The organism is Stenotrophomonas sp. YJH_SMC_21, assembly GCF_059369555.1.
This window is the reverse complement of sequence record NZ_JCAFSU010000008.1, coordinates 1-25,396: the sequence shown is the minus strand read 5'-3', so window position 1 is coordinate 25,396 and position 25,396 is coordinate 1. Positions and strand designations below refer to the sequence as shown.

General features: G+C 68.4%; 21 protein-coding genes. 7 read left to right on the top strand and 14 right to left on the bottom strand.

Features of this window, described 5'->3' with window-relative positions; all coding sequences use genetic code 11:
* Nucleotides 1–10: 10 nt before the first annotated feature.
* The 4 genes from AC5P67_RS12250 to AC5P67_RS12235 all read right to left on the bottom strand — a co-directional run bounded on the left by AC5P67_RS12250 (nt 11) and on the right by AC5P67_RS12235 (nt 4,134).
* A complete protein-coding gene (locus AC5P67_RS12250; protein WP_099523321.1) occupies nt 11–910 on the bottom strand; it encodes an SPOR domain-containing protein in 900 nt (299 codons plus the stop codon).
* A gap of 21 nt (nt 911–931) precedes the next feature.
* Nucleotides 932–2,620: an arginine--tRNA ligase gene (gene argS / locus AC5P67_RS12245; RefSeq protein WP_005407758.1), complete on the bottom strand. Its 1,689-nt coding sequence runs from the start codon at nt 2,618–2,620 to the stop codon at nt 932–934.
* A 113-nt stretch (nt 2,621–2,733) separates the two neighbouring features.
* Nucleotides 2,734–3,438: a RadC family protein gene (radC, locus tag AC5P67_RS12240; RefSeq protein WP_005407759.1), complete on the bottom strand. Its 705-nt coding sequence runs from the start codon at nt 3,436–3,438 to the stop codon at nt 2,734–2,736.
* 69 nt (nt 3,439–3,507) lie between these two features.
* Nucleotides 3,508–4,134, bottom strand: a complete 627-nt coding sequence (locus tag AC5P67_RS12235; protein ID WP_033834997.1) for a response regulator — start codon at nt 4,132–4,134, stop codon at nt 3,508–3,510.
* A gap of 228 nt (nt 4,135–4,362) precedes the next feature.
* Between AC5P67_RS12235 and coaBC the strand changes: the two genes are divergently transcribed.
* From coaBC to AC5P67_RS12220, 3 genes are read left to right on the top strand one after another with little or no spacing between them, the layout of a single operon-like run.
* On the top strand, nt 4,363–5,625 hold the full coding sequence (coaBC, locus tag AC5P67_RS12230) for a bifunctional phosphopantothenoylcysteine decarboxylase/phosphopantothenate--cysteine ligase CoaBC (protein ID WP_049449536.1): 1,263 nt from the start codon (nt 4,363–4,365) through the stop codon (nt 5,623–5,625).
* The gene (gene dut / locus AC5P67_RS12225) at nt 5,622–6,095 is read left to right on the top strand and encodes a dUTP diphosphatase (RefSeq protein WP_005407763.1); all 474 of its coding nucleotides are present in this window, start codon (nt 5,622–5,624) and stop codon (nt 6,093–6,095) included. Before coaBC ends, dut begins: the two co-directional genes overlap by 4 nt.
* Nucleotides 6,096–6,107: 12 nt before the next feature.
* Nucleotides 6,108–8,450, top strand: coding sequence for a phosphomannomutase/phosphoglucomutase (locus AC5P67_RS12220; protein ID WP_049418412.1), 2,343 nt, complete (start codon nt 6,108–6,110; stop codon nt 8,448–8,450).
* A gap of 316 nt (nt 8,451–8,766) precedes the next feature.
* Here AC5P67_RS12220 and AC5P67_RS12215 read toward each other — a convergent pair whose 3' ends face one another.
* The 8 genes from AC5P67_RS12215 to pyrE all read right to left on the bottom strand — a co-directional run bounded on the left by AC5P67_RS12215 (nt 8,767) and on the right by pyrE (nt 18,206).
* The gene (locus tag AC5P67_RS12215) at nt 8,767–9,480 is read right to left on the bottom strand and encodes a response regulator transcription factor (protein WP_005412001.1); all 714 of its coding nucleotides are present in this window, start codon (nt 9,478–9,480) and stop codon (nt 8,767–8,769) included.
* On the bottom strand, nt 9,461–12,121 hold the full coding sequence (locus AC5P67_RS12210; protein ID WP_012478919.1) for an ATP-binding protein: 2,661 nt from the start codon (nt 12,119–12,121) through the stop codon (nt 9,461–9,463). Before AC5P67_RS12210 ends, AC5P67_RS12215 begins: the two co-directional genes overlap by 20 nt.
* Before the next feature lie 36 nt (nt 12,122–12,157).
* On the bottom strand, nt 12,158–12,808 hold the full coding sequence (gene kdpC / locus AC5P67_RS12205) for a potassium-transporting ATPase subunit KdpC (protein ID WP_049459891.1): 651 nt from the start codon (nt 12,806–12,808) through the stop codon (nt 12,158–12,160).
* Nucleotides 12,805–14,862 carry a potassium-transporting ATPase subunit KdpB gene (gene kdpB / locus AC5P67_RS12200; RefSeq protein ID WP_005412004.1) on the bottom strand — a complete coding sequence of 686 codons (2,058 nt, stop codon included), beginning with the start codon at nt 14,860–14,862 and terminating at the stop codon, nt 12,805–12,807. Before kdpB ends, kdpC begins: the two co-directional genes overlap by 4 nt.
* 10 nt (nt 14,863–14,872) lie before the next feature.
* Nucleotides 14,873–16,582: a potassium-transporting ATPase subunit KdpA gene (kdpA, locus tag AC5P67_RS12195; RefSeq protein ID WP_012478921.1), complete on the bottom strand. Its 1,710-nt coding sequence runs from the start codon at nt 16,580–16,582 to the stop codon at nt 14,873–14,875.
* A 12-nt stretch (nt 16,583–16,594) separates the two neighbouring features.
* Complete coding sequence (locus AC5P67_RS12190) at nt 16,595–16,687, bottom strand: potassium-transporting ATPase subunit F (RefSeq protein WP_005407770.1); 93 nt, start codon at nt 16,685–16,687, stop codon at nt 16,595–16,597.
* Between the two features lie 174 nt (nt 16,688–16,861).
* Nucleotides 16,862–17,527 carry a hypothetical protein gene (locus AC5P67_RS12185; protein ID WP_049418611.1) on the bottom strand — a complete coding sequence of 222 codons (666 nt, stop codon included), beginning with the start codon at nt 17,525–17,527 and terminating at the stop codon, nt 16,862–16,864.
* 19 nt (nt 17,528–17,546) lie between these two features.
* The gene (gene pyrE, locus AC5P67_RS12180) at nt 17,547–18,206 is read right to left on the bottom strand and encodes an orotate phosphoribosyltransferase (RefSeq protein WP_005407772.1); all 660 of its coding nucleotides are present in this window, start codon (nt 18,204–18,206) and stop codon (nt 17,547–17,549) included.
* A 162-nt stretch (nt 18,207–18,368) separates the two neighbouring features.
* On the opposite strand from pyrE, the gene AC5P67_RS12175 reads away from it, so the two are divergent.
* From AC5P67_RS12175 to AC5P67_RS12165, 3 genes are all read left to right on the top strand, one after another.
* Nucleotides 18,369–19,169 (top strand): exodeoxyribonuclease III, encoded by an 801-nt coding sequence (locus tag AC5P67_RS12175; protein ID WP_024956358.1) that lies wholly within the window; start codon nt 18,369–18,371, stop codon nt 19,167–19,169.
* Nucleotides 19,166–20,539, top strand: a complete 1,374-nt coding sequence (locus AC5P67_RS12170; RefSeq protein WP_043035169.1) for an AmpG family muropeptide MFS transporter — start codon at nt 19,166–19,168, stop codon at nt 20,537–20,539. The genes AC5P67_RS12175 and AC5P67_RS12170 overlap by 4 nt, the downstream gene beginning before the upstream one ends.
* Nucleotides 20,540–20,616: 77 nt before the next feature.
* Nucleotides 20,617–20,847: a hypothetical protein gene (locus tag AC5P67_RS12165; RefSeq protein WP_005407775.1), complete on the top strand. Its 231-nt coding sequence runs from the start codon at nt 20,617–20,619 to the stop codon at nt 20,845–20,847.
* Nucleotides 20,848–20,926: 79 nt separating this feature from the next.
* Here AC5P67_RS12165 and AC5P67_RS12160 read toward each other — a convergent pair whose 3' ends face one another.
* Both AC5P67_RS12160 and AC5P67_RS12155 read right to left on the bottom strand, forming a co-directional pair.
* Nucleotides 20,927–22,054 carry an anhydro-N-acetylmuramic acid kinase gene (locus tag AC5P67_RS12160; RefSeq protein ID WP_235643448.1) on the bottom strand — a complete coding sequence of 376 codons (1,128 nt, stop codon included), beginning with the start codon at nt 22,052–22,054 and terminating at the stop codon, nt 20,927–20,929.
* A 65-nt stretch (nt 22,055–22,119) separates the two neighbouring features.
* Complete coding sequence (locus tag AC5P67_RS12155; RefSeq protein ID WP_005407777.1) at nt 22,120–23,592, bottom strand: M23 family metallopeptidase; 1,473 nt, start codon at nt 23,590–23,592, stop codon at nt 22,120–22,122.
* 167 nt (nt 23,593–23,759) lie between these two features.
* Here AC5P67_RS12155 and tyrS point away from each other — a divergent pair, with 167 nt between their 5' ends.
* Nucleotides 23,760–24,971, top strand: coding sequence for a tyrosine--tRNA ligase (tyrS, locus tag AC5P67_RS12150; RefSeq protein WP_005407778.1), 1,212 nt, complete (start codon nt 23,760–23,762; stop codon nt 24,969–24,971).
* The last annotated feature ends 425 nt before the right edge of the window (nt 24,972–25,396 follow it).

Sequence of the window (25,396 nt, the reverse complement as noted above, 5' to 3'; positions counted from 1 at the left end):
AGCGGCAGGCTTACTGGGCCTTGATCGCCATCGCCTGCAGGCCGGTGCCATCCAGCTTCTGCTTGGCTTCGGACAGTTCACCGGCGCTGCCATACGGCCCCATGCGCACGCGGTACACGGTCTTGCCGTTGATCTGTGCTGACTCCACGCGCGCCGCAAGTCCCATCATCGCCAGCTTGGCCTTGGTTGCTTCGGCATCGCCGGAGGCGCCGAAGGCGCCTGCCTGCAGGATATAGCGGGCGTTGTCGGCGGCCGCCGGTGCGGCAGTGGCCGGGGTACCCGCCGTTGCCGTTGCGGTTCCCGCGCGCGCCGCCGGCGTGGCGGCGGCGGTGCTGGTCGAGGCCGTGCTGGCCGGCGGCGTTGCCGCAGCCGGACGTTCACTCAGCGGTGCCGGCAGCGGACGGCTGGTGGCGGTCACCTGCGCGGTGCTGGACACGCTGGCGGTGGCCGCCGGTGCCGGTGCGGTCGTGGTCGCCGGCGGAACCGGCTTGCCTTCCAGTGCCGCCTGCGCGCGCTGCGCTTCGGCCTTGGCCCGGCGCTGGTCTTCGGCACGCGCACTGGCGGCCAGTTCGGCGTCGGACATCTCGACTTCCTTGCCCGGCAGCAGGGTGTAGAAGTCGTACTGGGTGGCGGCCGGCTTTTCCGGTTCGGCCTGCTTCGGCGCAACCGGCTGCGCGGCCGGCTGGGTACCGACATCGCTGTCGGCATCGGCGACCGGGGCCGGCTGCGCGTTCGGGTTCGGCTGCGGACCGGCGCGCAGGAAGCCATCGCCCTCGCCCTTGAACAGGTTCGGCGCCGCCAGGAACACCACGGCCGCGATCGCTACACCGGCCACCAGCCACACCCATCCGGGGGTGCCCTGGCTGCCGCTGTTGCGTCGTGCCTGGCTTTTGCCGCGTCGTGCTGCCATGTGTACTGCGTCTCCTGATGCTTACATTTTTTCCGGGGCGCTGACGCCCAGGAGTTCGAGGCCATTGGCCAGTACCTGGCGCGCCGCGCAGGCCAGGGTCAGTTTGGCGTTGCGATCGGCGGCATCTTCCACCAGCACCGGCGTCCCGTGATACCACGTGTGGAACGCGTGCGCCAATTCACGCAGGTACTGCGCCACCAGATGTGGTTCCAGCGCCACGCCGGCCGCTTCCACCACTTCCGGATAGCGCGAGATCTCGTTCATCAGCAGCAGCGAGGCGTCGTCGGCCAGGCGGCCGAGGTTGGCCAGGCCGTTGCCCTGCTCGTACACCAGGCCCTTCTCCTGCGCCTGGCGCAGCAGGCTGCAGACGCGGGCATGCGCGTACTGCACGTAGAACACCGGGTTGTCGTTGCTCTGCTGGCGGGCCAGGTCGATGTCGAAGGTCAGCTGCGAATCGGGCTTGCGCGCGATCAGGAACCAGCGGGTGGCATCGCGGCCGGCTTCCTCGATCAGGTCGCGCAGGGTGAAGTAGCTGCCGGCACGCTTGGACAGCTTCACTTCCTCGCCGCCGCGCATGACGGTGACCATCTGGTGCAGCACGTATTCCGGCCAGCCCTGCGGGATGCCCACTTCCATCGCCTGCAGGCCGGCGCGCACGCGGGCCAGCGAGCCGTGGTGGTCGGCGCCCAGCTCGGTGATCGCGCGCTCGTAGCCGCGCTGCCACTTGGACAGGTGGTAGGCCACGTCGGGCACGAAGTAGGTGAAGGTGCCGTCGGACTTGCGCATCACGCGGTCCTTGTCGTCACCGAAGTCGGTGCTGCGCAGCCACAGCGCGCCACCTTCTTCATAGGTATGACCCGACGCCTGCAGCTTGGCCACCGCTTCGGCTACCTTGCCGTCGGCGTACAGCGAGCTTTCCAGGAAATAGATGTCGAAGTCGACGCCGAACGCGGCCAGGTCCAGGTTCTGCTCGTTGCGCAGGTAGGCCACGGCGAAGCGGCGGATCGCCTGCATGTCGTCCGGGTCCTTGGCGCCGACCACGGTGCTGCCTTCCAGGTCGACGCTGGCGCCGGCCATGTAGGCGCGTGCGACGTCGACGATGTACTCGCCGCGGTAGCCACCTTCCGGCCAGCCGTCCTGGTCCGGCGCGATGCCCTTGATCCGTGCCTGGGTGGACAGCGCCAGGTTCTCGATCTGCACGCCGGCGTCGTTGTAGTAGAACTCACGCTTGGCGTTCCAGCCGTTGGCATCGAGCACGCGCGCCACGCAGTCGCCGATCGCCGCCGCGCGGCCATGGCCGACATGCAGCGGGCCGGTCGGGTTGGCCGACACGTACTCCACGCCCACCGTGCGGCCATTGCCGGACAGGTTGCGGCCGTAGTCGTGGGCTTCCTTGATGACCGACGCGGCTTCGCGCTGGTACGCGGCCGGGGCCAGGTGGAAGTTGATGAAGCCGGGGCCGGCGATCTCGACCTTGCTCACGTCCTCGCTGCGCGGCAGCGCCTCGACCAGCGCCTGCGCCAGTGCGCGCGGATTGCTGCGCGCGGCCTTGGCCAGCAGCATCGCGGCGTTGGTGGCGAAGTCGCCGTGGTCGCGGGTCTTCGGGCGCTCGACCACGAAGTCCGGCGGCAGGGAGTCGGCGGGCAGGGTGCCATTGGCGCGCAAGGCTTCGATGCCTTGGCTGATCAGGGCGCGGAGGAGATTTTTCACGAGGCCTGCTGTGAGAATGAGCGGCGGAATCGCCCATTTTAGCGCAGATACCCGCGCCCACGCTGACCAGAACATGCCTGTGGGGGCGACAGAAGGCGCCTGAAGGGCCGCGCTCAGCCGAACAGCCGCGGCTGGGGCGGGGACAGCAGGCCCCGTTCAGCAAATGAAACGGGACGGCCCTCGCCGACCACGAAGTGGTCCAGCAGGCGCACGTCCACCATCGCCAGCGCCTGCTGCAGTTCGTCGGTGATGCGGGTATCGGCGCTGGAGGGTTCCGGGTCGCCGGAAGGGTGGTTGTGGCTGAGGATCACCGCCGCCGCGTTGTGCAGCAGGGCGCGCCGCACCACTTCGCGGGGGTAGACCGGTGCGGCGTTGATGGTGCCGTGGAACAGCTCTTCACAGGCGATCAGGCGGTGGCGGTTGTCCAGGAACAGGGCCATGAAGACCTCGCGGGCCTGGCCACGCAGCCGGTGCTGCAGGTAGCGGCCGACCGCCGCCGGATTGTTGCCAACCGCCTCGCCGTGCTCCAGCTCGGCCGCCAGGTAGCGATGGGCCAGTTCCAGCCCGGCAGCAAGCGTGCAACTGCGTGCCGGGCCGAGCCCGGGCAGGCGGGCGAGCTCGGCGGCGGGGCGGTCGAGCAGTACCCGCAACGGGCCGTGCGCCTGCAGCAGGTCGCGCGCGGTCTGCACGGCATCGCGGCCACCGAACCCGGAGCCGAGAAACAGGGCCAGCAGTTCGGCGTCGGAAAGTGCCGTGGGCCCGCGCGCGATCAGCTTCTCGCGGGGGCGTTCCTGTTCGGGCCAGTCATGGATGGGCATGGCCCATCATCGCCAGACCTTGCGGTGGCTCCCATCGGGTCATGCCGCGGACTGGGGTCGGAGGTTGCCTCAGCCGCGCCGGGTCTGCAGGTAGTCGAACAGTTCCTGGTTGTTCTGCAGGCCCAGCTTGCGCTTGGCTTCGGCCTTCTGCCGGCTGATGGTCTTCGGGCTGCGCCCGCAGCGCTCGGCGACTTCGTTCACGCTGAGGCCGGCTGCCAGCAGCTCCAGCACTTCCTGTTCGCGTGCCGACAACGGCGCCGGCTGACGCGGAAACAGCAGGTCGCGCGCCTGCAGGTGGTGGCGCAGCTGCTGGGAGACGAATACCTGCCCGGCCAGCGCGGCGTTCAGCGCGTGGGGCAGTTCGGCGAAATCGGCGCACTTGTCGACCAGGCCGCTGATACCCTCCCGCAGCAGGCTGTCCAGCAGGCCGGGATGGCGGGCGCCGGTCAGCACCACCACCGGCAGGCCAGGGCGGCGCATGCGCAGCGCGTCGATCAGCTCCGGACCGTCCGGACCGGCACCCGGCATCGACAGGTCGGTCAGCACCGCATCGCAGTCGTGGTGATCCACCAGCTCCAGCAGCTGGGCGCCGTCGCGCGCACTGCCGACGATGTCCATCAGGTAGGTCTGCAGCACGATACGGATGCCATGCAGGACCACGGGATGGTCGTCGGCGATGATGATGCGCGGATGCACGCGGCTCCTCGAAGGTCGGACAGGCCACGGCGGGCGGCAGCCAATGCCTGATTCTGCAAAAGCGCAGACCCGTAGAGGTATAGGAAAGGTCCGAAACTGATACCGGGTGAATCCCGGGTCAACGGAGACGGACTCCATCTGCTGATAGCCGCCCGCTATGTGCGCCCTGCACCGGGACATTACCGACCATCGGGTAAGCTAGCGCCCTCGTTTGCACAGGAATTCCAGGTGGCTGACTCCCCCAACGCTTCCCCCGCGCCGGCCCGCGCGCTGGAAGGTCAGAAACTGCTGTTGTGCGTCGGAGGCGGGATCGCGGCCTACAAGGCCCTGGAACTGGTGCGGCGCCTGCGCGACGCCGGTGCCCAGGTGCAGGTGGCGATGACCGCCGGAGCACAGCAGTTCGTCACTCCGCTCAGTTTCCAGGCCCTGTCCGGGCAGCCCACCCGCACCACGCTGTGGGACAGCGCCGCCGAACAGGCCATGGGCCACATCGAGCTGGCCCGCTGGGCCGACCGCATCGTGGTCGCCCCGGGTACCGCCGATCTGCTGGCCCGGCTGGCCCAGGGCCACGCCGATGATCTGGTCAGCACCCTGTGCCTGGCCAGTACCGCGCCGCTGACGATCTGCCCGGCGATGAACCACCGCATGTGGCTGCATCCGGCCACCCAGGCCAACATCGCCCTGCTGCGCCAGCGCGGCGCTCAGGTGGTCGGCCCGGTCGACGGTCCGCTGGCCGAAGGCGAATCCGGTCCCGGCCGTCTGGCCGAACCGGGCGACATCGTTGCCGCGCTGGCTGCCAATGGCAGTGCTGCAGCGGCGGTTGTCGCACCGGAAACCCGCGCGCTGCAGGGCCTTCGGCTGCTGATCAGCGCCGGCCCGACCTATGAAGACATCGATCCGGTGCGCTACGTCGGCAACCGCAGCAGCGGCAAGATGGGCTTTGCCCTGGCCGCGGCCGCCGCGACGATGGGCGCCCAGGTGGTGCTGGTCAGCGGCCCGGTACAGCTGCCGACGCCAGCCGGCGTGCAGCGCGTGGACGTGCGCTCGGCCGCGCAGATGCGCGATGCCGTGCTGAAGTCGTTGCCGGCCGACATCTATATCGGTGCCGCCGCGGTGTCCGACTACACGCCACGCCAGGTCGCGCCGCAGAAGCTGAAGAAGACCGCCGACAGCCAGTCGCTGGTGATCGAGCTGGTGCGCACGCCGGACATCCTCGCCGAAGTCGCTGCACAGACGCAGTCGCTGAAGCTGGTGGTCGGCTTCGCCGCCGAGACCCACGACGTGGAGAAATATGCGCGTGGCAAGCTGGTCGACAAGCGCCTGGACCTGGTGATCGCCAACCAGGTCGGCATCAGCGGTGGTGGATTCGAGAGTGACAACAACGCCGCCACGGCCTTCTGGCAGGACGGTGAACAGGTATTCCCGGCCACCTCCAAGCGCGAGCTGGCCGAACAACTGCTGGCGCTGATCGCGCGGAGACTCCAGGCATGACCCAGGCTTCCACTTCCCAACCGCTGCAGGTCAAGCTGCTTGATCCGCGTTTCGGCGACAGCTGGCCACTGCCCGCCTACGCCACCGAAGCCAGCGCCGGCATGGACCTGCGCGCGGCGCTGGATACCGCGCTGACCCTGCAGCCGGGCGACACCGCGCTGGTGCCCAGCGGCCTGGCCATCCATATCGCTGATCCGCACCTGTGCGCGGTGATCCTGCCGCGTTCCGGGCTGGGCCACCGCCACGGCATCGTGCTCGGCAACGGCACCGGCCTGATCGACGCCGATTACCAGGGCCCGTTGCTGATCAGCGTCTGGAACCGTGGCCGCGAGGCCTTCACCATCGAGCCGGGCGATCGCATCGCGCAGCTGGTGGTCGTGCCGATTGCCCGCGTCAGCCTGCAGGTGGTGGATACTTTCACCGACAGCGTGCGGGGAACGGGTGGATTCGGCCATACCGGGGTGCGTTGACGGGGGACATCGATGAGCGGCATCGGGGAAGGGCAGCGGGAACGGTCGTTGGGACGCAGTGCGCCACTACTGGGGGTGCTGCTGGTCCTGCTGGCCGGCTGGTTCGGATGGAGCGCGGTGCAGCAATGGCGGCAGGAGGCCAACGGCCAGGCGCTGGAAGAAGCGCGTGACCAGGCCGTGCAGGGCTTGCAGGAGGCGGCAGCCGGCCAGCTGACGCAGCTGCAGCAGCAGTTGAAGAACGAACGCGTGCAGCAGGCACTGCAGGCCGGTGACGCCGCGGCAGCGGCGCTGGCCGTGCGCGAGAGCTGGACCGGCGTGGAGCAGGCTGACGTGCTGACCGCCGATCTGGCCACGGCCTATGCCGACCCGGCCACCTTCGGCTACGCACGCCTGGCCCTGCTGGAACAAGCGCTGGCCGAGGGCAAGCCTGGCCTGCGCGTGGTGCGCGATGCAGGTGGCAATCGCCTGGGTCTGGCGGCTCCGGTGCAGCTGGGCAGCCTTGGCCCGGCAGTGCTCTACGTGCGCCAGCCATTGCTGCGGCTGACCTCGCCGCTGGACCAGGTGAGCGCCCCGTCCACCGGCTTCCTCGGCCTGCGCCAAGGCACGCATGACCTCGTTGCCCAGGGCGACGCCGGCCTGGCCGAGAGCGCCGAAGCGCTGGCGCGCCCGGTTCCGGGCACGCCGTTGCGGCTGGTGGCCGCCGTACCGAATGTCGAAGCCGGTCCTCTGGGCCTGGGTTCGCTGGCCAGTGCCATCGTCGCGCTGCTGCTGGCGTTCATCGCCGTGCTGCTGGTCGTGGGTCGCGGCCGGCTGCCGAAGTCGCTGCCGTTGCCGCGCCGTGCGGCCGTGGCGGAAGCGGATCATGGCCCGACCCTGAGCGAGAGCCTGCAGATGGCGCCGCCACCGGTGGCCGCCGCCAGCGCCGCGGACACTGCGCCGCCGCCGCCACCGGTCCCTGCCGGGGAACTGGCCGCCGGCATCTTCCGCGCCTACGACATCCGTGGCGTGGTCGGCAGCGAACTGACGCCGAAGACCGCCGCGCTGATCGGCCAGGCCATCGGTACCGTGGCGCTGGAACAGGGCCTGCGCGAGGTGGTAATCGGCCGTGATGGCCGCCTGTCCGGCCCGGAACTGGCTGCGGGATTGGCCGAAGGCCTGCGTCGCACCGGTTGCGCGGTGATCGACATCGGCCTGGCACCGACGCCGGTCGTCTATTACGCCGCCTTCCACCTGCGCACCGGCACCTGCGTGGCGGTCACCGGCAGTCATAACCCGCCCGAGTACAACGGCTTCAAGGTGGTCATCGGCGGCGAGACGCTGTCAGGCGATGCCATCACCGATCTCTACCAGCGCATCGTCGAGGGGCGCCTGGCGCAGGCGGCCGAGCCGGGCGATTACCAGCAGCGCGATGTCAGTGCCGACTACATCCAGCGCATCGCCGACGACGTGCAGCTGGACCGCCCGTTGAAGGTCGTGGCCGATGCCGGCAACGGCGTCGCCGGTGCGCTTGCACCACAGCTGCTGGAAGCCATCGGCGCCGAAGTCATCCCGCTGTACTGCGATGTCGACGGTACCTTCCCCAACCATCATCCCGACCCGAGCGAGCCGGCCAACCTGGAAGACCTGGTGCAGACGGTCAAGCGCTTCGGCGCCGACCTCGGCGTCGCCTTCGATGGCGACGGAGACCGGTTGGGCGTGGTCACCGGCGAAGGCAGGATCATCTATGCCGACCGCCTGCTGATGCTGTTTGCCGCCGATGTGCTGATGCGCAACCCCGGCGCGATGGTGATCTACGACGTGAAGTGCACCGGCAAGCTGTCCGATCACGTGCTGCGCAATGGTGGCAGCCCGTTGATGTGGAAGACCGGGCACTCGCTGATGAAGGCGAAGATGCGCGAGACCGATGCCGAGCTGGCCGGCGAGATGAGCGGCCACTTCTTCTTCAAGGAGCGCTGGTTCGGTTTCGACGATGGCCTGTATGCCGCCGCGCGACTGCTGGAGATCCTGGCGCAGCGCGAGGAAACCCCGGACGAGGTGCTGGCCGAGCTGCCGGAGATGGTGGCCACGCCGGAACTGAAGGTGCCGGTGGCCGAAGGCACGCCTCATGCGCTGGTGGCGATGCTGGTGGCGGCGGCACAGTCGCCGGACAACCCGTATGTGGGCGGCCGCCTGTCGACCATCGACGGCCTGCGCGTGGACTTCCCCGATGGCTGGGGGCTGGTGCGTGCTTCCAATACCACGCCGGTGCTGGTGCTGCGCTTCGAGGGCAACGACGAGGCGGCACTGGAACGCATCCAGGCGTTGTTCCGCAGCCAGCTGCAGCCGGTGCTGGGCGACACCCCGCTGGGGTTCTGAGGTGAGGCCGGGCTGCGCCCGGCACCCGCCGAATCAACGTCAACGTCAACGTCAAAGGCCGGCTATCCGAGGGATGCGGGGTGGGTCCGGTTACGGGGGACGCTGCAAGTACGTCCATGTAAGCTCGGTCGCCGCATCCATGCGGCTCACGCCCCCGCAACCGGACCCACCCCGCCTTCGACAGATTTCCGCGATCTGTCGGAACGGCATGGACCGCTGCTGGTGGGTGTCGACCTTGGTCGACACGGTAGATCCACGCCATGCGTGGATGCTCTTCCGGCTTCGATGATGTCCATCCACGCATGGCGTGGATCTATTACCCCTTGAAACGCAAGCCCACGCCCGGCTCGGTGAACAGGTAGCGTGAATCCAGCGCTGAATCGCCCAGCTTGTGCCGCAGCTTGCCGACCAGGATGCGCAGGTAATGGGTGTCGTGCTGGTGGGTCGGGCCCCAGATTTCCTGGAGGATCTGCGGCTGGGTCACCACCCGCCCGGCATTGCGCAGCAGCAGCGACAGCAGCGCGTACTCCTTGCGGGTCAGTGCCACCGGCTCGCCATCGAGTGCCACTTCACGGCGCACCAGATCCACATGCAGATGGCCGTCGTCGAACACCGGCGGTGTGCCGTCGCTGGGCACACTGCGCGTGCGCAGCAGCGCACGTACCCGTGCCATCAGTTCCTGCGTGCCAAACGGCTTGGTCACGTAGTCATTGGCGCCGGTGTCCAGCGCCCGCACCTTCTCGGCCTCGCCGGCGCGCACGGTCAGCATGATCACCGGCACCTGGCTCCACTGCCGCAGCTGCTCCAGCACCTCGTGGCCTTCCATGTCCGGCAGGCCGATGTCCAGGATCACCAGGTCCATGTCCTCGCTGGCCGCCAGCTGCAGGCCTTCCTGGCCGGTGGCCGCCTGCCGCACCTGGTAGCCCTGCGCGCGCAGGCTGATGTCCAGGAACCGGCGGATCTGGGTTTCATCATCGATCACCAGCACGCGCGGGGCCGGCGCGCTGGCGTCAATCGGAGTCGGGCTCATCGTGGGAGGCTGGCTTGAGCAGGGGCAGGGTGATGCGGATCAGGGTACCGCGACCGTCGCGTCCGGGCAGCGCCTGCACGCTGCCGCCATGCGCACCGACCATGCCCTGGCAGATGGTCAGGCCCAGGCCGGTGCCGTGGCGGCCACGGTCGCCGCGCTCGACGCTGTAGAACATGTCGAAGATGCGCGCGCGCTCGTCATCGGGAATGCCGGGGCCGGCATCGATCACATCGATGCGCAGCTGTCCGTCCAGTTCGCGCGCCTGCACCTGCACGGCGGCATCGGGTGGCGAGAACTTGGCCGCGTTTTCCATCACGTTGAACACCGCCTGTTCAACCAGCGCCGGGTGTACCCAGATCGGCGCGAGCGTGGCCGGAATATCCAGCTCCAGCCGCACCTTGGGCTGGTAGCGCTGCAGGCGCCGCGCCGCCGAGCCGATCAGCTCGTCCACGCCGATCCAGTCGCGGTTGATCTTCAACCCTTCGTGGCCGAGCCGGGTCATGTCCAGCAGGTTCTGGATGTAGCGGTCCAGCCGCTCGCCTTCGACCAGAATGGTGTCCAGCAGGGCACGGCGATCAGCCGTATCCATCGCCGCACCGTAGCTGGCCAGGCTGTCGGCCGAACCGATCATCGCCGCCAGCGGCGAGCGCAGGTCGTGTGACACCGAAGAGAGCAGGGCCGAGCGCAGCCGCTCGGTCTCGTTGCTGACGTGGGCCTGCTCCAGTTCGGCCACCAGCCGCGTGCGCAGCGCGGCCTGGGCGATGTCATCGACCATCGCCTCGGCCAGCTGCCGCTGCTCGGGCAGCAGGCGCGCCTGTGCGCCGGGCAGGTAAAGGCCCGCCACGCCGATGGCGCGGTCTTCGCCATCCAGCAGCGGCAGGAACCACCATTGCGCACCGGCCAGGGTGTCGGTGAAGCGCCCGCTCGGCTGGCCGTGGCGCAGTGCCCAATCGGCGGCGGCCAAGTCGGTATCGCCCGGCTGGCTGCGGCCACCGGTTGCGGTATCGGCGCCGATCCGTAGCCACGCTGGAACGTCCATGGCCTGTTCCAGTGCATGCCGACCCGCCTGCGCCACCTCGCCGTTGCCGGCCGCGCTGGCCAGCTGCCGTCCCAGCTGCTGGCGCGCACGCGCATGTCGATTCGCCGCACGCAGCGCAATCACCTGCATGCGCAGGCGCGAGGCCAGGCGTCCGGCCACCAGCGCGGCGGCCAGGAACAGGAACACGGTGATCACGCCCTGGCGCGCGCCGATGGCGAAGGTGAAGCGCGGCGCGATGAACAGGAAGTTGTAGGCGAGGAAGCACAGGATCGCCGCCATCACCGCCACGCTGGCGCGCGTGCGTGCGGCCACCAGCACCACCGCCACGATGAACACCATCGACAGGTCGGCCATGCCGACCCAGCGTTCGGCCAGCCATGCCACCGCACAGGCCAGCGCGGTGGCGATCAGCGCCTGCACCGGTTCGTAGCTGATGCCGCGCATCGGCGGCAGCAGGCCCTCGCGGCGCGAGCGCGCACGTGCCTGTGGGGTGCTGATGATGGTGATCTCGTAATGCGCGCCGCGCTGGATCAGCTGCTGGGTCAGGGTGCGGTTGAACATCCGCGCCAGTGGACGTTCGCGGGTCCGGCCGAGCACCAGGGTCGACACGCCGTTGTGCGCGGCATGGTCGAGCAGGGCATCGGCGATGCTTGATCCGTGCAGCAGTTCGGCGTCGCCGCCGAGGCGGCGTGCCAGGGCGAACGCAGCATCGATCTCGCGCCGGGTCGCCTCGTCCTGGCGTCGGCCCTGCACGGTCACCACCGTCCACGGCGCATCGCGGCGTTCGGCGATGCGCCGCGCCACCCGCACCAAGTATTCGCTCTGACCGCCGCCATCAATGGCCACCAGCACGCCACGACGCAGTGGCAGGTTGCTCTCGCCGCGCGCGGCGCGCGCTTCACGCAGGCTGCTGTCGACGCGGTCGGCGGCCTCCTGCATGGCCAGCTCGCGCAGTGCGGTGAGGTTGGCCGGCGAGAAGAACGCCTGCAGCGCCTGCGCGGCCTGTTCGGGCACATAGACCTTGCCCTGCTGCAGGCGCGCGATCAGCTCGCGCGGCGGCAGGTCGACCAGCACGATGTCATGCAGGCGGTCGAGCACCCCATCCGGCACGGTCTCGCTGACCCGCACACCGGTGATGCGCATCACCACGTCATTGAGGCTTTCCAGATGCTGGATGTTGACCGTGGTCCAGACGTCGATGCCGGCGTCCAGCAGCTCCATCACATCCTGCCAGCGCCGCTCGTGGCGGCTGCCGGGTGCATTGCGATGGGCCAGTTCGTCCACCAGCACCAAGGCCGGATGCCGTGCGAGCACGGCATCCAGGTCCATCTCCTGCAGGGCATGGCCGTGGTAGGCCACGTCCTTCAGCGGCAGCTGTGGCAGCCCCTCCAGCAGCGCCTGGGTATCGGCACGGCCATGGGTTTCCACCAACCCGACCACCAGGTCGACGCCGCGACGCAGCTGTTCCTGCGCGCGGGTCAGCATGGCGTAGGTCTTGCCCACGCCCGGCGCCGCGCCGAGGAACACGGTCAGCTTGCCGCCGGCTTCGCGTTGCAGGCCTTCGACCAGGGCATCGGCCTGGCGGGTACGCGCATCAGTCATGGGTGCCATTGTGCGCGCAGCCGGTGCAGGCCGGCATCACGGCGCCTTGGGCGCGTGGTCCAGCGCGAAGTTCAGCGTCACCACGTTCACCCGCGGCTGGCCGAACAGGCCCCACTGGCGACCTTCGGTATGCGCCTGCACCAGTGCCTGCACGCGTTCCACAGGCAGGCCACGGGCACGCGCCACGCGGGCCACCTGCAGCTGCGCCGCGGCCGGCGACAGTTGCGGATCCAGGCCGCCGGCGGACTGCGTGACCAGGTCCGCCGGTACCTGCGCCGCGGTGACGCCTTCGCGCGCGGCCACCGCCGCGGTGCTGGCGGCGACGCGCTCGGCCAGCGCCGGGTTGCTGCGCGCCATGTTGGAACCGGCTGCCGCCATCGGGTCGTAGTTGGCCGCCGACGGACGTGCCTGGAAGTAGCCGTCACCGGTGAACGGCTGCGACAGCCACGCCGAGCCGCGCACCTGGCCATTGCCATCGCGCAGCAGGCTGCCCTCGGCCTGGGTCGGGTAGGCCAGGCCGGCGAAACCGGTGGCGATGCCGGCGTAGACCGCACCGGCCAGCAGCAGGGTGGCCAGGCCCAGGCCGATCACCGGGCGCCAGCTGGCGCCATCCTGCAGGCTGGCCACGCGGGCCTCGGCCTTCGGTTCGCGCGACAGGGAAGTGGAGGTGGAAGCAGAACGGTTCATGCGCCGAATACCAGGACAAGAAGGAGGTCGATCGCCTTGATCGCTGCGAACGGCAGCAGCACGCCGCCGAGGCCGTACACCAGCATGTTCCGGCGCAGCAGCGCCGTTGCGGTGGCCGGGCGGAAGCGCACGCCACGCAGGGCGAGCGGGATCAGGGCGGGAATCACCAGGGCGTTGAAGATCAGCGCCGCCAGCACCGCGTTGCGCGGGCTCGACAGCTGCATCACGTTCAGTGCGGCCATGGTCGGAACGGCCGCGGCGAACAGCGCCGGCAGGATCGCGAAGTACTTGGACACGTCGTTGGCCAGCGAGAAGGTGGTCAGCGCGCCGCGGGTGATCAGCTGCTGCTTGCCTACTTCCACCACTGCCAGCAGCTTGGCCGGGTCCGAATCGAGGTCGACCATGTTGCCGGCCTCCTTCGCCGCCTGCGTACCGGAGTTCATCGCCAGGCCGATGTCGGCCTGGGCCAGTGCCGGGGCGTCGTTGGTACCGTCACCGACCATCGCCACCAGACGGCCACCGGCCTGCTCCTGGCGGATGCGCGCCAGCTTGTCTTCCGGTCGCGCCTCGGCGATGTAGTCGTCGACACCGGCTTCGGCAGCGATCGCGGCGGCGGTCAGCGGATTGTCACCGGTGATCATCACCGTGCGGATGCCCATCGCCCGCAGCTGCGCGAACTTCTCGCGCATGCCGTGCTTGACCACGTCCGACAGTTCGATCACGCCCAGCACGTGGCGGCCCTCGGCCACCACCAGCGGGGTGGCACCGTTGCGTGCGACCTGCTCGACGCGGCCGGCCAGTTCAGCCGGTACATTGCCGCCCAGCGCCTGTACGTGGGCACGGATCGCATCGGCGGCACCCTTGCGGATCTGCCGCCCATGTTCAAGATCCACGCCGGACATGCGGGTCTGCGCACTGAACGCCAGGTACTCGGCGTGGTCCGGTTCAGCGGTGGCGCAGCCCTGTTCGCGCGCCAGGCGCACGATCGACTTGCCTTCCGGGGTCGGGTCGGCCAGCGAGGACAACAGCGCCGCTTCACGCAGCTGGCTGGCATCGATACCGGCCAACGGATGGAAGTGGCTGGCCTGGCGGTCGCCGTAGGTGATGGTGCCGGTCTTGTCCAGCAGCAGCACGTCCACGTCTCCCGCGACTTCCACCGCCTTGCCCGACTTGGCCAGCACGTTGGCGGCCAGCGCGCGGTTCATGCCGGCGATGCCGATGGCCGGCAGCAGGCCGCCGATGGTGGTCGGGATCAGGCAGACCAGAAGCGCGATCAGCAGCAGCGGGTCAACCTGCACGCCTACCGCCGCGCCAATGGCCGGCAGCGTCGCCACCACCACCAGGAAGGTCAGCGTCATCGCCGCCAGCAGCAGGGTCAGTGCGATCTCGTTCGGCGTCTTCTGCCGGTTGGCGCCTTCCACCAGCGCGATCATCCGGTCCAGGAAGCTGTGGCCCGGCTCGGCGGTCACCCGCACGATGATCTGGTCGGACAGCACCTTGGTTCCGCCGATCACACCGGATCGGTCGGTACCGGCCTCGCGCAGCACCGGTGCCGATTCGCCGGTCACCGCTGCTTCGTTGATGGTGGCCAGGCCCTGCACGATCTCGCCATCGGCCGGTACCAGCTCACCGGCACTGACGATCACATGGTCGCCCGGGCGCAGCTCGGCGGCTGGCAGCTGGGTTTCCGCGGCACCCGGCTGCGGTGCGGCCAGGCGGCGCGCCACCAGGTCCTGGCGGGCGCGGCGCAGCGATGCGGCCTGGCCACGGCCACGTGCTTCGGCCACGGCTTCGGCAAAATTGCCGAACAGCACGGTCACCAGCAGGATCGCGGTCACCGCCAGGCCAAAGCCCAGCGGCGCATTGCCGGTCAGGGTGACGATCGCGGCCACGATCGTGCCGGCCATCACCACCGCCATCACCGGGCTGCGCACCAGATGCATCGGCGACAGCTTGCGCACTGCCTCGACCAGTGCGCGGCGCAGGCCTGCGCCATCCAGCAGGGCAGGGCGCGGTGCGAGGGAACTACGGGTTGAACTTGCGTGGGTACTCATTGCGATGTCCTCAGTGCAGTCCCAGGCTCAGGTGGTCGGCGATCGGGCCGAGTACCAGCGCCGGCATGAACTGCAGCACGGTCAGGATGACGATCACCGAGACCAGGGTCAGGGCGAAGGTCGGCGTTTCGATCTGCAGGCTGCCGGCAGACTCCGGCGCCTGGCGCTTGGCAGCCAGCTGTGCGGCCACCACCAGCGGGATGATCAGCAGCGGGAAGCGGCCGAGCAGCAGCACCAGCGAGCAACTCAGGTTCCACCACAGCGTGGCGTCACCCAGCCCTTCGAAGCCCGAACCGTTGTTGGCATAGGCCGAGACATACTCGTAGAACACCTGGCTGATGCCATGGAAGCCGGGATTGGAGGTGCCGGCCAGGCCGGGTACGGCCAGGGTGATCGCGGTGAACACCAGCAGGGTGATCGGCTGCAGCAGCACCAGCAGGGCCAGCAGGCGTACCTGTGGCGTCTCCAGCTTGCGGCCGAACAGTTCCGGCGTACGCCCGGTCATCAACCCGGCCAGGAACACGCCCAGCAGCAGGTACACGATGAACTGCTGCAGGCCGCAGCCGATACCGCCCCAGATCGCGCTGACCAGCATGTTGACCATCGCGATGCCGCCACTGAGCGGCGCCAGCGAATCGTGCATGCCGTTGACCGAGCCGTTGGAGACCTGGGTGGTCACCGCCGCCCACAGCGCAGTGCCGTCGGCGCCGAAGCGCACTTCCTTGCCTTCCATCAGCAGCGGGGTGGCGGCGCTGGCGCTATGCCCTTCGCTCCACATCATCGCGCCGGTGGACAGCAGCGACATGCCCAGCATGCAGCTGAACACCAGGGCGCCGAAGCGGCGCCGGCCGGTGAACGCGCCGATCATGAAGATCACCGCCATCGGCACCAGCAGGATGCCGACGATCTCCAGCGCGTTCGACAGCGGGGTCGGGTTCTCCAGCGGGAAGCTGCTGTTCGGGCCATACCAGCCGCCGCCGTTGGCGCCCAGCTGCTTGGCCGCGACCATCGCCGCGACCGGGCCCAGCGGAAGTTTCTGTTCGGCCATGCCAGCGCTGGCATCGATCGGCGTAGCCTGTGGCCCACCGGCGATCGTCGACGGCACGCCCTGACTGGTCAGCACCAGCGTCCACACCAGGCACAGCGGCAGCAGGAAGCGCACGCACAGGCGCACCACGTCCACGTAGTAGTTGCCCACCGCCACCTGGCGGTCATCGCCGGCCCCGGTGGTCGCCGCAGCCTGCGGCGCACGCGAGAACAACGCGCGCAGCGTCGCCACCGCCAGCGCCAGGCCCATCATCGGCGTCACCACCTGCAGGCCGGTGATGCCGGTCATCTGCGAGAAGTAGGACAGCTGCGCCTGGCCCGAATAGTGCTGCTGGTTGGTGTTGGTCAGGAACGAGATCATCGTGTGCAGCGCGGTGTCCCAGCGCATGTTCGGGATCTGGTCCGGGTTCAACGGCAACCAGGCCTGGGTCATGAACACCGCCTGGGTCAGCACCGCGACCACCACGTTGCTCAGCACGAAGGCCAGCACATAGCCGCGCCAGGACATGGCGCGCGATGGATCTACGCCGAGCACCTTGTACAGCGGCTTCTCTATCCAATGGAACAGCACGTCGACCTTCATCGGCGTGCCGCGCATCACGCGCGCCAGGTACAGGCCCAGCGGCCACGCCAGCAGCAGGCTGGCGGCAATAATCACAAGCATCTCAGTCATGGCCGGCTCCGCTCAGAACGACTCGGGCCGCAGCACGACATAAAGGAGATAGGCGGCGGCAACCAGCACCAGCACGCCACACAACAACGACAGCCAGGGGGACATTGCAATAGCGTCCTGGTGGAACCCCTCCACCTCAGGCCGCCATCGTCGTCCTACCCCCCATAAACGCACTACGCGCCGGACCGGGCCGACGCGTAAAGAGTGCATAAATTCCGTGGGCCAACCCGTAACCAGGCCCGGGGTAGCGCCGGGCCATGCCCGGCGGAGGCAGCGCCGTCAGCCCGCCGGAGTGTCCGCCGGCACCAGCCCCTTCAGCTCGCGATAGCGCTGCAGGGTGCTGTCGATCTCGGCCTTCAACGCCTGCTGCTGCTGCACCAGCCCGGCCTGCAAGCGCTGCTGCGCCTGCAGCTGCGCATGCCGCTTGCGGATCGCCTCGGCCTGCTTGTCGGCCACCTTGGCGCCGGCCAGCTCGCGGTCTCCCGCCGCCGACAGCAGCGCCACCAGCGACTCACGCAGGCTGGTGACGTTGTACTCGGCGGTCTTCAGGTTGTTGTCCAGCACTTCCTGGCGCTCGGCAAACACCCGGCGCAGGTCGGCCTCGCTGCCGTAGGTGGACAACATGGCCTGCTCGGTGCGCTGGCGGGTCTGCTCGGCCATCAGGTCCAGCTGTTGCTGCTGCGCAGCCGTGCTGGCAGCGGCACGCTCCTCGTCGGTCAACGCGCGCTGGACCTGCGCATTGCGCAGGCCCGTGCTCGCATTGAATTCCTCGCGGGCATGGTTGACCGCGTCGGCCGGCAGCGAATCACTGCAGATCCGCTCCTTGCCCTCGTTCCAGCAGTACAGCTTCTTTTCCGCCTTGCCGCTGTCGCGCGACTGCGCCGGTACGGTGAACGGCACGACCAGCAGCAGGCCGGCGAAGAGGACAGCAGGAACTCGGGACATGACCTTTCCCCTGGGTCGGTCAGCGGATCGAACGAACGCCGTACTGGGCCCGGTAGGCTTCCAGCGGCTGCCGGTAACCCACAAGTTCCGGGTTGCCGGAGGCGAAATCAAGCAGATCGGCCAGCGATGCCACGGCGATCACCGGGATACCGGCTTCTTCGGCCACCGACTGCGCGGCAGAACGGCGGTCGGTCTCCGAAGCGATCTCCTGGCGGTCCAGTGCCACCACGATGCCGGCCGGGGTGCCACCGGCGGCGCGGATGATGCCCAGCGCTTCGCGGATCGCCGTACCGGCGGTGATCACGTCGTCGACGATCAGCACGCGCTTGCCCTGCATGTCGGCGCCGATCAGCTGGCCACCCTCGCCATGGTCCTTGGCTTCCTTGCGGTTGAACGACAGCGGCAGGTCGCGGCCGCGCTGGGCCAGCTCGCAGGCCATCGCGGTGGCCAGCGGGATGCCCTTGTAGGCCGGGCCGAACACCACGTCGTACTTGATCCCGCTGGCATCGATGGCATCGGCATAGCACGCGCCGAGCTGGGACAGCAGCGAGCCGGAGTCGAAGCGCCCGGCGTTGAAGAAATAGGGGCTCAGCCGGCCGGACTTGAGGGTGAACTGGCCGAAGCGAAGGGCGTCGGCGGTCAGGGCCAACTGCAGGAAACGGTGGCGGTGGTCGCTCATCAAAACTCGATTCATCTTCATTTGGAGCACAAATCCTAATCCAGCTGGGCGTTTCGCGCTCGTCCGGCCCCGTGTGAAGGCGCTGGCGGGCCCACCCGGCGGACTGCGCAGCCCTGCAGTCAACCGGTATGCTTGCCCGGTTTCCCGCCGTAGGTCTTCCGCATGCGCATCATCAGTTTCAACGCCAATGGCATCCGTTCCGCCGCGACCAAGGGCTTCCTCGACTGGTTCCGTGCCCAGGATGCCGATGTCCTGTGCATCCAGGAAACCAAGGCCCAGGAAGACCAGCTGAGCGACCCGATGTTCCGCCCGGACGGCCACCACTGCTTCTACCGCGACGCCATTACCAAGAAGGGCTACAGCGGCGTGGCGATCTACAGCAAGCGCGAGCCGGACCAGGTCATCACGTCGCTGGGCTGGGCCCCGTTCGACGACGAAGGCCGCTACATCGAGGCACGCTACGGCAACCTCAGCGTGGTCTCCTTCTATATCCCGTCCGGCAGCTCGGGCGACCTGCGCCAGGGCTTCAAGTTCGAAGTGATGGAATGGCTGCGGCCGATCCTGGAGGAGTGGGCGCGCAGCGGCCGCGACTACGTGCTGTGCGGCGACTGGAACATCGTGCGTTCGGCGCTGGACATCAAGAACTGGAAGTCCAACCAGAAGAATTCCGGCTGCCTGCCGGAGGAACGCGACTGGCTCAACGCCCTCTGCGCCGACCACGGCCAGGCCACCGATGTCGCCGCCGGTCGCGGCTGGGCCGATGCCTACCGCCTGCTCAACCCCACCGGAGAGGACTACACCTGGTGGAGCAACCGTGGCGCCGCCCGTGCCAACAATGTCGGTTGGCGCATCGACTACCAGTTCATCACCCCGGGCCTGCGTGACCGCCTGCGAAGCTGCTCGATCTACCGCGACGAGCGCTTCTCCGACCACGCCCCGTTCACCGTGGACTACGACCTGTGACCGAGGCTGCCAAGCCGCGCCGACCGTGGCAGCAGGTGTTGTCCAACCTGAGCCAGCGCAAGGTGCTGGCGATGCTGCTGCTCGGCTTCAGTTCCGGCCTGCCGATCTATCTGGTGGGCAACACGCTCGGCTTCTGGATGCGCAAGGAAGGCATCGAGCTGAGTACGATCGGCTTCCTGTCATGGGTCGGGCTGGCCTACACCATGAAGTTCCTGTGGGCACCGATCGTCGACAAGACCGACGTGCCTCTGTTCGGCCGCTTTGGCCGCCGCCGTGGCTGGATGCTGCTGTCGCAGCTGGTCGTGGTGGTGGGCCTGGTCGGCATGGCGCTGGTCCAGCCCAAGGGGGGCCAGATCCAGTTCCTGGGTATCGCCTGGCAGCACATCGTCGTGTTCGGCGTGATGGCCGTGATCGTAGCGTTTGCTTCGGCCACCCAGGACATCGTCATCGATGCCTGGCGCATTGAAAGTGCTGACAACAGCGAGCAGCTTGGACTGCTGACCTCATCCTCGGCACTGGGCTACCGCACTGCATTGCTGGTCACCGATGCGCTGATCCTGATCATCGCGGCCCGTGTCGGCTGGCAGGTTTCCTACGAGATCATGGCCGTGCTGATGGCGCTTGGCGTGGTGGCTGTGGTGATGGCCCGCGAACCCGCGCGGGAAGTGGCTGCCGTGCAGGCGCAGGCGACCTCGCTGTGGACACCGCGCGGATTGTTCGACGCCGTAGCGGGACCGTTCATCGCCTTCGTCCGCGAGCATCGCAGCGGCGCGATCCTGATCCTGGTGGCCATCAGCGTCTATCGCATGGCCGACTTCGTCATGGGACCGATGGCCAACCCGTTCTACGTCGATCTCGGCCTGGACGAAGATACCGTGGGCGCGGTGCGTGGTTCGGTCGGGCTGGTCGCGACCTTCGTCGGTATTGCCGCAGCGGGCCTGGTCTCGGTCCGCTGGGGGGTGCTGGCGGCGCTGATGGTAGGCGCCGTGCTGGGGCCGGCCTCCAACCTGGCGTTTGCCTGGCTGGCCTATTCCGGCCCGGACACAACCCATTTCGCCGTGGCCATGGCAATCGACAACTTCGCCAGCGGCTTCGCCGGTACGGCGCTGATCGCCTACATGTCGAGCCTGACCAGCATTGGATACACCGCAACCCAGTACGCACTGCTGAGCTCGTTCTACGCGATGCCCGGCAAGGCGCTCAAGGGGCTCTCGGGGTGGTCGGTACAGACGCTCGCACAGGGCCGGACGCTGCTGGAAGGCTACGCGCTGTTCTTCGTCGGTACCGCGCTGGTGGCGATCCCGGTGGTGATCCTCTGCGCCCTGCTGATCCTGCAGCAGCGCCGTCGCCAGACCGCCGGCTCGACCTGATTGCCTGCCCGCCCGGTCTGCGGGATCATCGCCCCGACGCGCCGAGGGGGCGGTGCCTTGCGAACGGGGAAGTGAGCATGGCCGACGTTGTGCTGCGGGACCTGGACCCGCTGCTGCTGGAACGTATCAAACGCGTCGCGGTCGCCCGCGGCTGGACCCACGAACAGACCTGTGCCGCCTTGCTGGAGCAGGGCCTGTTCAGCAGTGAACTGGAAGTCCGCTCCGGCTTCGGCGATCCGGAAGTGGATGCCCTGTCCGATGCCATTGCCGCCCTGCAGGCCTTGCCCGCAGGGCAGGGCTTCGATTAGCGGCCGCGCCGCAATGCTGTAGAGACGAGCCCACGTCCGGCTGCCCGGTAGATCCATGCCACGCGTGGATGGCGCCACCTCACGCCAGGTGGATCGCCCCCAGGATCCGCGGGCCCTTAGCTCCGGTCACGCTTGGCAGGTTGCCGGCCAGCCCGTCCATCGTCCGCTGCGCCAGCCATGCGAAGCCCATTGCCTCCACGTACTCCGGGTCCAGCCCGTGCACGGCGCTGGATTCCACCTGCACGTCCGGCAGCCAGGCCGCGAGGCGCTTCATCAGCTGCCGGTTGCGTACCCCGCCGCCACAGACCAGCAGGCGGCGGGTCTGCGGCTGCTGCGCCAGCAGCGCGTCGGCCACCGTTGCCACGGTCAGCTCCAGCAGGGTTGCCTGCACGTCGGCCGCCGCGTACTGGCCCTCGGCCATGTGCGCCTCGGCCCAGGCCAGGTGGAACTGCTCACGGCCGGTGCTCTTCGGCGGCGGCAGCGCGAACCACGGGTCCGAGCGCCAGCCCGCCAGCAGGCCCTCGTCCGCCGCGCCGCTGGCGGCGTACGCGCCGTCGGCATCAAAGGTGCGGCCGGTGTGGCGCTGGCACCAGGCATCCATCAGCGCATTGGCCGGGCCGGTATCGAAGCCACGTACCGCACCTTCGCGCGGAATCAGGGTCAGGTTGGCGATACCGCCCAGATTGAGCACGGCGCGGTCTTCGTCGGCCGTGCCCAGCATGGCCAGGTGGAAGGCCGGCATCAGTGGCGCACCATGGCCCCCGGCCGCCACGTCGCGGCGGCGGAAGTCGGAGACCGTGGTGATCCCGGTCAACTCTGCGATGCGGTTGCCGTCGCCCAGCTGCACGGTGAAGGCGGGGTCGGCCAACGGCCGGTGACGCACGGTCTGCCCATGCGAGCCGATCGCACGCACCTGGCTGCGGTCCACGCCAGCCTCGGCCAGCAGCTGGTTGGCGGCCCCGGCGAAGCTGATCGCGATCCGGGCGTCCAGCTCGCCCAGCTCCTCCAGCGAATCCAGTGGACCACCTTCGCCCAGCGCCACCAGCCGTGCACGCAGCACCGGCTCCCAGCGGGCGGTCAGGCCGTGCACGAAGCGGCAGCCTCCGCCGGCAGGAAACTGCACCAGCGCGGCATCGATGCCGTCGGCACTGGTGCCCGACATCAGGCCAAGGTACAGGGGGGCGTCAGTGTCGGCAGTCGTGTTCATGGCGGGCATAAAAAAAGGACGCGGCAAGCTTGTGCTGCCGCGTCCTTCTTCGTCAACGCAGGGGCTCAGCCGCGCTTGCGGCCGGTGCTGCTCTTGTCCTTGGCGCTGGCCACCTCGGGGGCGGCCTCGTCGCGGCTGGTCGGTGCCGGGCTGGCATCGGCGTAGATCAGCTTCTCCATGCCCTGGATGCGGGCCATCGCCGGCGCGGTCTGCGCGCGGAAGGCGACCAGCTCGGCGCCCTTCAGCGGCTCCGGCGGCGGCATGGTCACGGTCAGCGGGTTGCGGTGCTCGCCGTTGACGCGGAATTCGTAGTGCAGGTGCGGGCCGGTGGCCAGGCCGGTCGAGCCGACATAACCGATCACCGTGCCCTGGGCCACCCGCTGGCCGGTCTTGATGTTCGCAAAGCGCGACATGTGCCCATACAGGGTGGTGTGGCCACGGCCGTGGTCGAGGATCACCACGTTGCCGTAACCGCGCTGCACGCCGGCGAACTGCACGCGGGCGTCGCCGGCGGCCATGATCGGGGTGCCGGTGCGCGCGGCGTAGTCCACGCCCTTGTGCATGCGCATCTTGCCCAGCACGGGGTGCTTGCGCGCACCGAAGGTCGAGCTCAGCCGCGCGAACGGGATCGGCATGCGGATGAAGCTCTTCTTCAGCGAACGGCCGTTGATGTCGTAGTACTCGGACTTGCCGTTGCGGTCGAAGCGGAAGCCGGAATAGGTCTTGCCACCGGTGGTGAAAGTCGCCGCCAGAATCTTGCTGGTGTCCACCTTCTCGCCTTCGCGCCAGGTTTCATCCATCACCACGCTGAAGCGGTCGCCCGGCTGCAGGTCCTTCGAGAAGTCGATGTCGTACTTGAAGATGTCGTCGGTCATCGTCGCGATCGCCGACGGCGACAGCCCGGCGCGGCGGGCCGCGGCATACAGCGAGCTGGTGATCTCGCCACTGGTGACCACCGTGCGCGTGGAGGTCTCGCGCTTGGTCACCTTCTCCTTGATGTCGTCACCGGCCAGGCTCAGCTCCACCCGGTTGTCGGCATCGCGGTCGAAGCGGATGCTGCGCAGGTCGCCGGACAGGGGCATGTCGAAGGCGATCTCGGCGCCCGGGCGAAGCTTGGTCAGCGCCTCGCGCGCCCCCGGGTGGTCCAGTACCCGGTGCAGGGTGGTCGCCGGGATACCGGCCTTGTCGAACAGATCGCTCAGGGTCTGGCCGCGTTCCACGCGCAGCACCTGCCAGCTGTCACCGGGCACCTGCTGCTGGCGGGCCATGGCCAGCGGCGGCAACGGCAGTGCCAGGCTGGTATGGCTGTCGGCAAAGGGGGCGTCGATGGTGTGCGAGAAGCCCGGCACGATCGTCGCCACCAGGGCGCCGATGGTCGCGAACAGGCTGGCATGCATCCAGTGGCGCCGGGTCCAGCGCTCGTTGAAGGCGGCGGGAAGATGTTGCCTGAGCTTCCGATGCAGGGCGTTGTCGTGCAGGACGTGGAGGCGTTCCTGGAAGCGCTGCTTGCGTGCGCGCCCTTGTTCGGAATTGTGCATCGGCGGTTTTTTCCTGGTGGCCCGGGAGCGGGGGCCTGATCGCCGGTTACCATAGACACCTGAGAAAACCGCGTCAAACCCTTGTGCCCATTGGCTTTTGTGAAGCCAATCGGGTTAACTTTGCTTTAACACCCCACACAAGAATCGGCGTTGCCGGGAGTAGTCACGTGTCCTCGATTGAAGAAGCCCTTGCCCAGATCGGCCGTGGTGCCGACGAGATCCTCAAGCTCGAGGATCTGCGTGCGCGCCTGCAGGAGGGCCGCCCGCTGCGGATCAAGGCCGGCTTCGACCCCACCGCGCCCGACCTGCACCTGGGCCACACGGTGCTGCTGAACAAGATGCGCCAGTTCCAGGACCTCGGCCACCAGGTCATTTTCCTGATCGGCGACTTCACCGGCATGATCGGCGACCCGTCCGGCAAGAGCCTCACCCGCAAGCCGCTCAGCCGCGAGGACGTGCTGGCCAACGCCCGTACCTATGAGGAGCAGGTGTTCAAGGTGCTGGACCGCAGCCGTACCGAAGTCCGCTTCAACTCGGAGTGGTTCGGCAAGATGGGCGCGGCCGACATGATCCGCCTGGCCGGCCAGCACACCGTGGCACGCATGCTCGAGCGCGACGACTTCGCCAAGCGCTACGCCGCCCAGCAGTCCATCGCCATCCATGAGTTCCTGTACCCGCTGGTGCAGGGCTACGACTCCGTGGCCCTGGAGGCCGACGTGGAGCTGGGCGGTACCGACCAGAAGTTCAACCTGCTGATGGGCCGTGGCCTGCAGGAGCACCACGGCCAGAAGCCGCAGGTGGTGCTGACCATGCCGCTGCTGGAGGGCCTGGACGGCGTCAACAAGATGTCCAAGTCGCTGGGCAACTACATTGGCATCAGCGAACCGGCCATCGACATCGTCACCAAGACCATGAAGGTGGACGACACCCTGATGTGGCGCTGGATCGAGCTGCTGTCCTTCGACATCAGCCAGGCCGAAGCCGTGCAGCTGCGCGAGCAGGTGGCCAATGGCGGCCTGAACCCGCGCGTGGTCAAGCTGCGCCTGGCGCGTGAACTGGCGACCCGCTTCCACGACGCCGCAGCGGCCGAGCAGGCGATCGCCGGCTGGGAAGCGGCGGTGACCGGGCAGGGCGACATCACCCAGCTGCCGCTGCAGGACGTGGCGATCCCGGTCGAAGGCCTGCGTATCGCTGCGCTGCTGACCGCGGCCGGCCTGACCCCGAGCAACTCCGAAGCCAACCGCAAGCTCAAGGAGCGCGCGGTCAAGGTGGACGGTGAGGTGGTCGAGGACGGCCAGCAGGTGCTGCAGCCGGGCTTCGAAGGCCTGCTGCAGGTCGGCAAGCGCACCTTCGCCCGCGTACGCCTGGTCGCTGCCTGAGACAAAGGAAGGGCCGGCGCAGCCGGCCCTTCCTTATGCTCTTGTAGAGCCAAGCCCACGCTTGGCTGCTCTTCGGGCGGTCCTCCCGCAGCGCGACGGATGAACGGATGCAACATCCGGTGAAAAAAATCGCCACACCCCCTTCACAAACGATGGGAATAGGGACATACTTCTCCTCCCCCGTCGCAGGGGTCGCCACCAAGGGGCTTCAGCGACAACAGGGCGCCCACCACCGCCGAACGAGATGATCGAACGAAGGTGTTGACGGACTGAAAAAGTCTGGCATAATGGGCGGCTCGCTACGAAGGAAACTTCGCAGCACACGGGAACGGCGCTGAGGCCACTTCCCCGGATCTTTGAAAGTATGCGCAGGTATCTTGTGAAGGCGCCTGCAGGAAGGATGATTGTCCATCTTGCAGACGTTT

Coding starts and splice junctions, on each gene's coding strand:
- kdpC (WP_049459891.1), bottom strand. CDS start 12,808: ATGAACCGTTCTGCTTCCACCTCCACTTCCCTGTCGCGCGAACCGAAG.
- AC5P67_RS12160 (WP_235643448.1), bottom strand. CDS start 22,054: ATGAACACGACTGCCGACACTGACGCCCCCCTGTACCTTGGCCTGATG.
- AC5P67_RS12175 (WP_024956358.1), top strand. CDS start 18,369: ATGCGCATCATCAGTTTCAACGCCAATGGCATCCGTTCCGCCGCGACC.
- radC (WP_005407759.1), bottom strand. CDS start 3,438: ATGCCCATCCATGACTGGCCCGAACAGGAACGCCCCCGCGAGAAGCTG.
- pyrE (WP_005407772.1), bottom strand. CDS start 18,206: ATGAGCGACCACCGCCACCGTTTCCTGCAGTTGGCCCTGACCGCCGAC.
- AC5P67_RS12215 (WP_005412001.1), bottom strand. CDS start 9,480: ATGAGCCCGACTCCGATTGACGCCAGCGCGCCGGCCCCGCGCGTGCTG.
- AC5P67_RS12185 (WP_049418611.1), bottom strand. CDS start 17,527: ATGTCCCGAGTTCCTGCTGTCCTCTTCGCCGGCCTGCTGCTGGTCGTG.
- kdpA (WP_012478921.1), bottom strand. CDS start 16,582: ATGACTGAGATGCTTGTGATTATTGCCGCCAGCCTGCTGCTGGCGTGG.
- AC5P67_RS12155 (WP_005407777.1), bottom strand. CDS start 23,592: ATGCACAATTCCGAACAAGGGCGCGCACGCAAGCAGCGCTTCCAGGAA.
- kdpB (WP_005412004.1), bottom strand. CDS start 14,862: ATGAGTACCCACGCAAGTTCAACCCGTAGTTCCCTCGCACCGCGCCCT.
- AC5P67_RS12210 (WP_012478919.1), bottom strand. CDS start 12,121: ATGACTGATGCGCGTACCCGCCAGGCCGATGCCCTGGTCGAAGGCCTG.
- AC5P67_RS12190 (WP_005407770.1), bottom strand. CDS start 16,687: ATGTCCCCCTGGCTGTCGTTGTTGTGTGGCGTGCTGGTGCTGGTTGCC.
- AC5P67_RS12165 (WP_005407775.1), top strand. CDS start 20,617: ATGGCCGACGTTGTGCTGCGGGACCTGGACCCGCTGCTGCTGGAACGT.
- dut (WP_005407763.1), top strand. CDS start 5,622: ATGACCCAGGCTTCCACTTCCCAACCGCTGCAGGTCAAGCTGCTTGAT.
- AC5P67_RS12220 (WP_049418412.1), top strand. CDS start 6,108: ATGAGCGGCATCGGGGAAGGGCAGCGGGAACGGTCGTTGGGACGCAGT.
- AC5P67_RS12250 (WP_099523321.1), bottom strand. CDS start 910: ATGGCAGCACGACGCGGCAAAAGCCAGGCACGACGCAACAGCGGCAGC.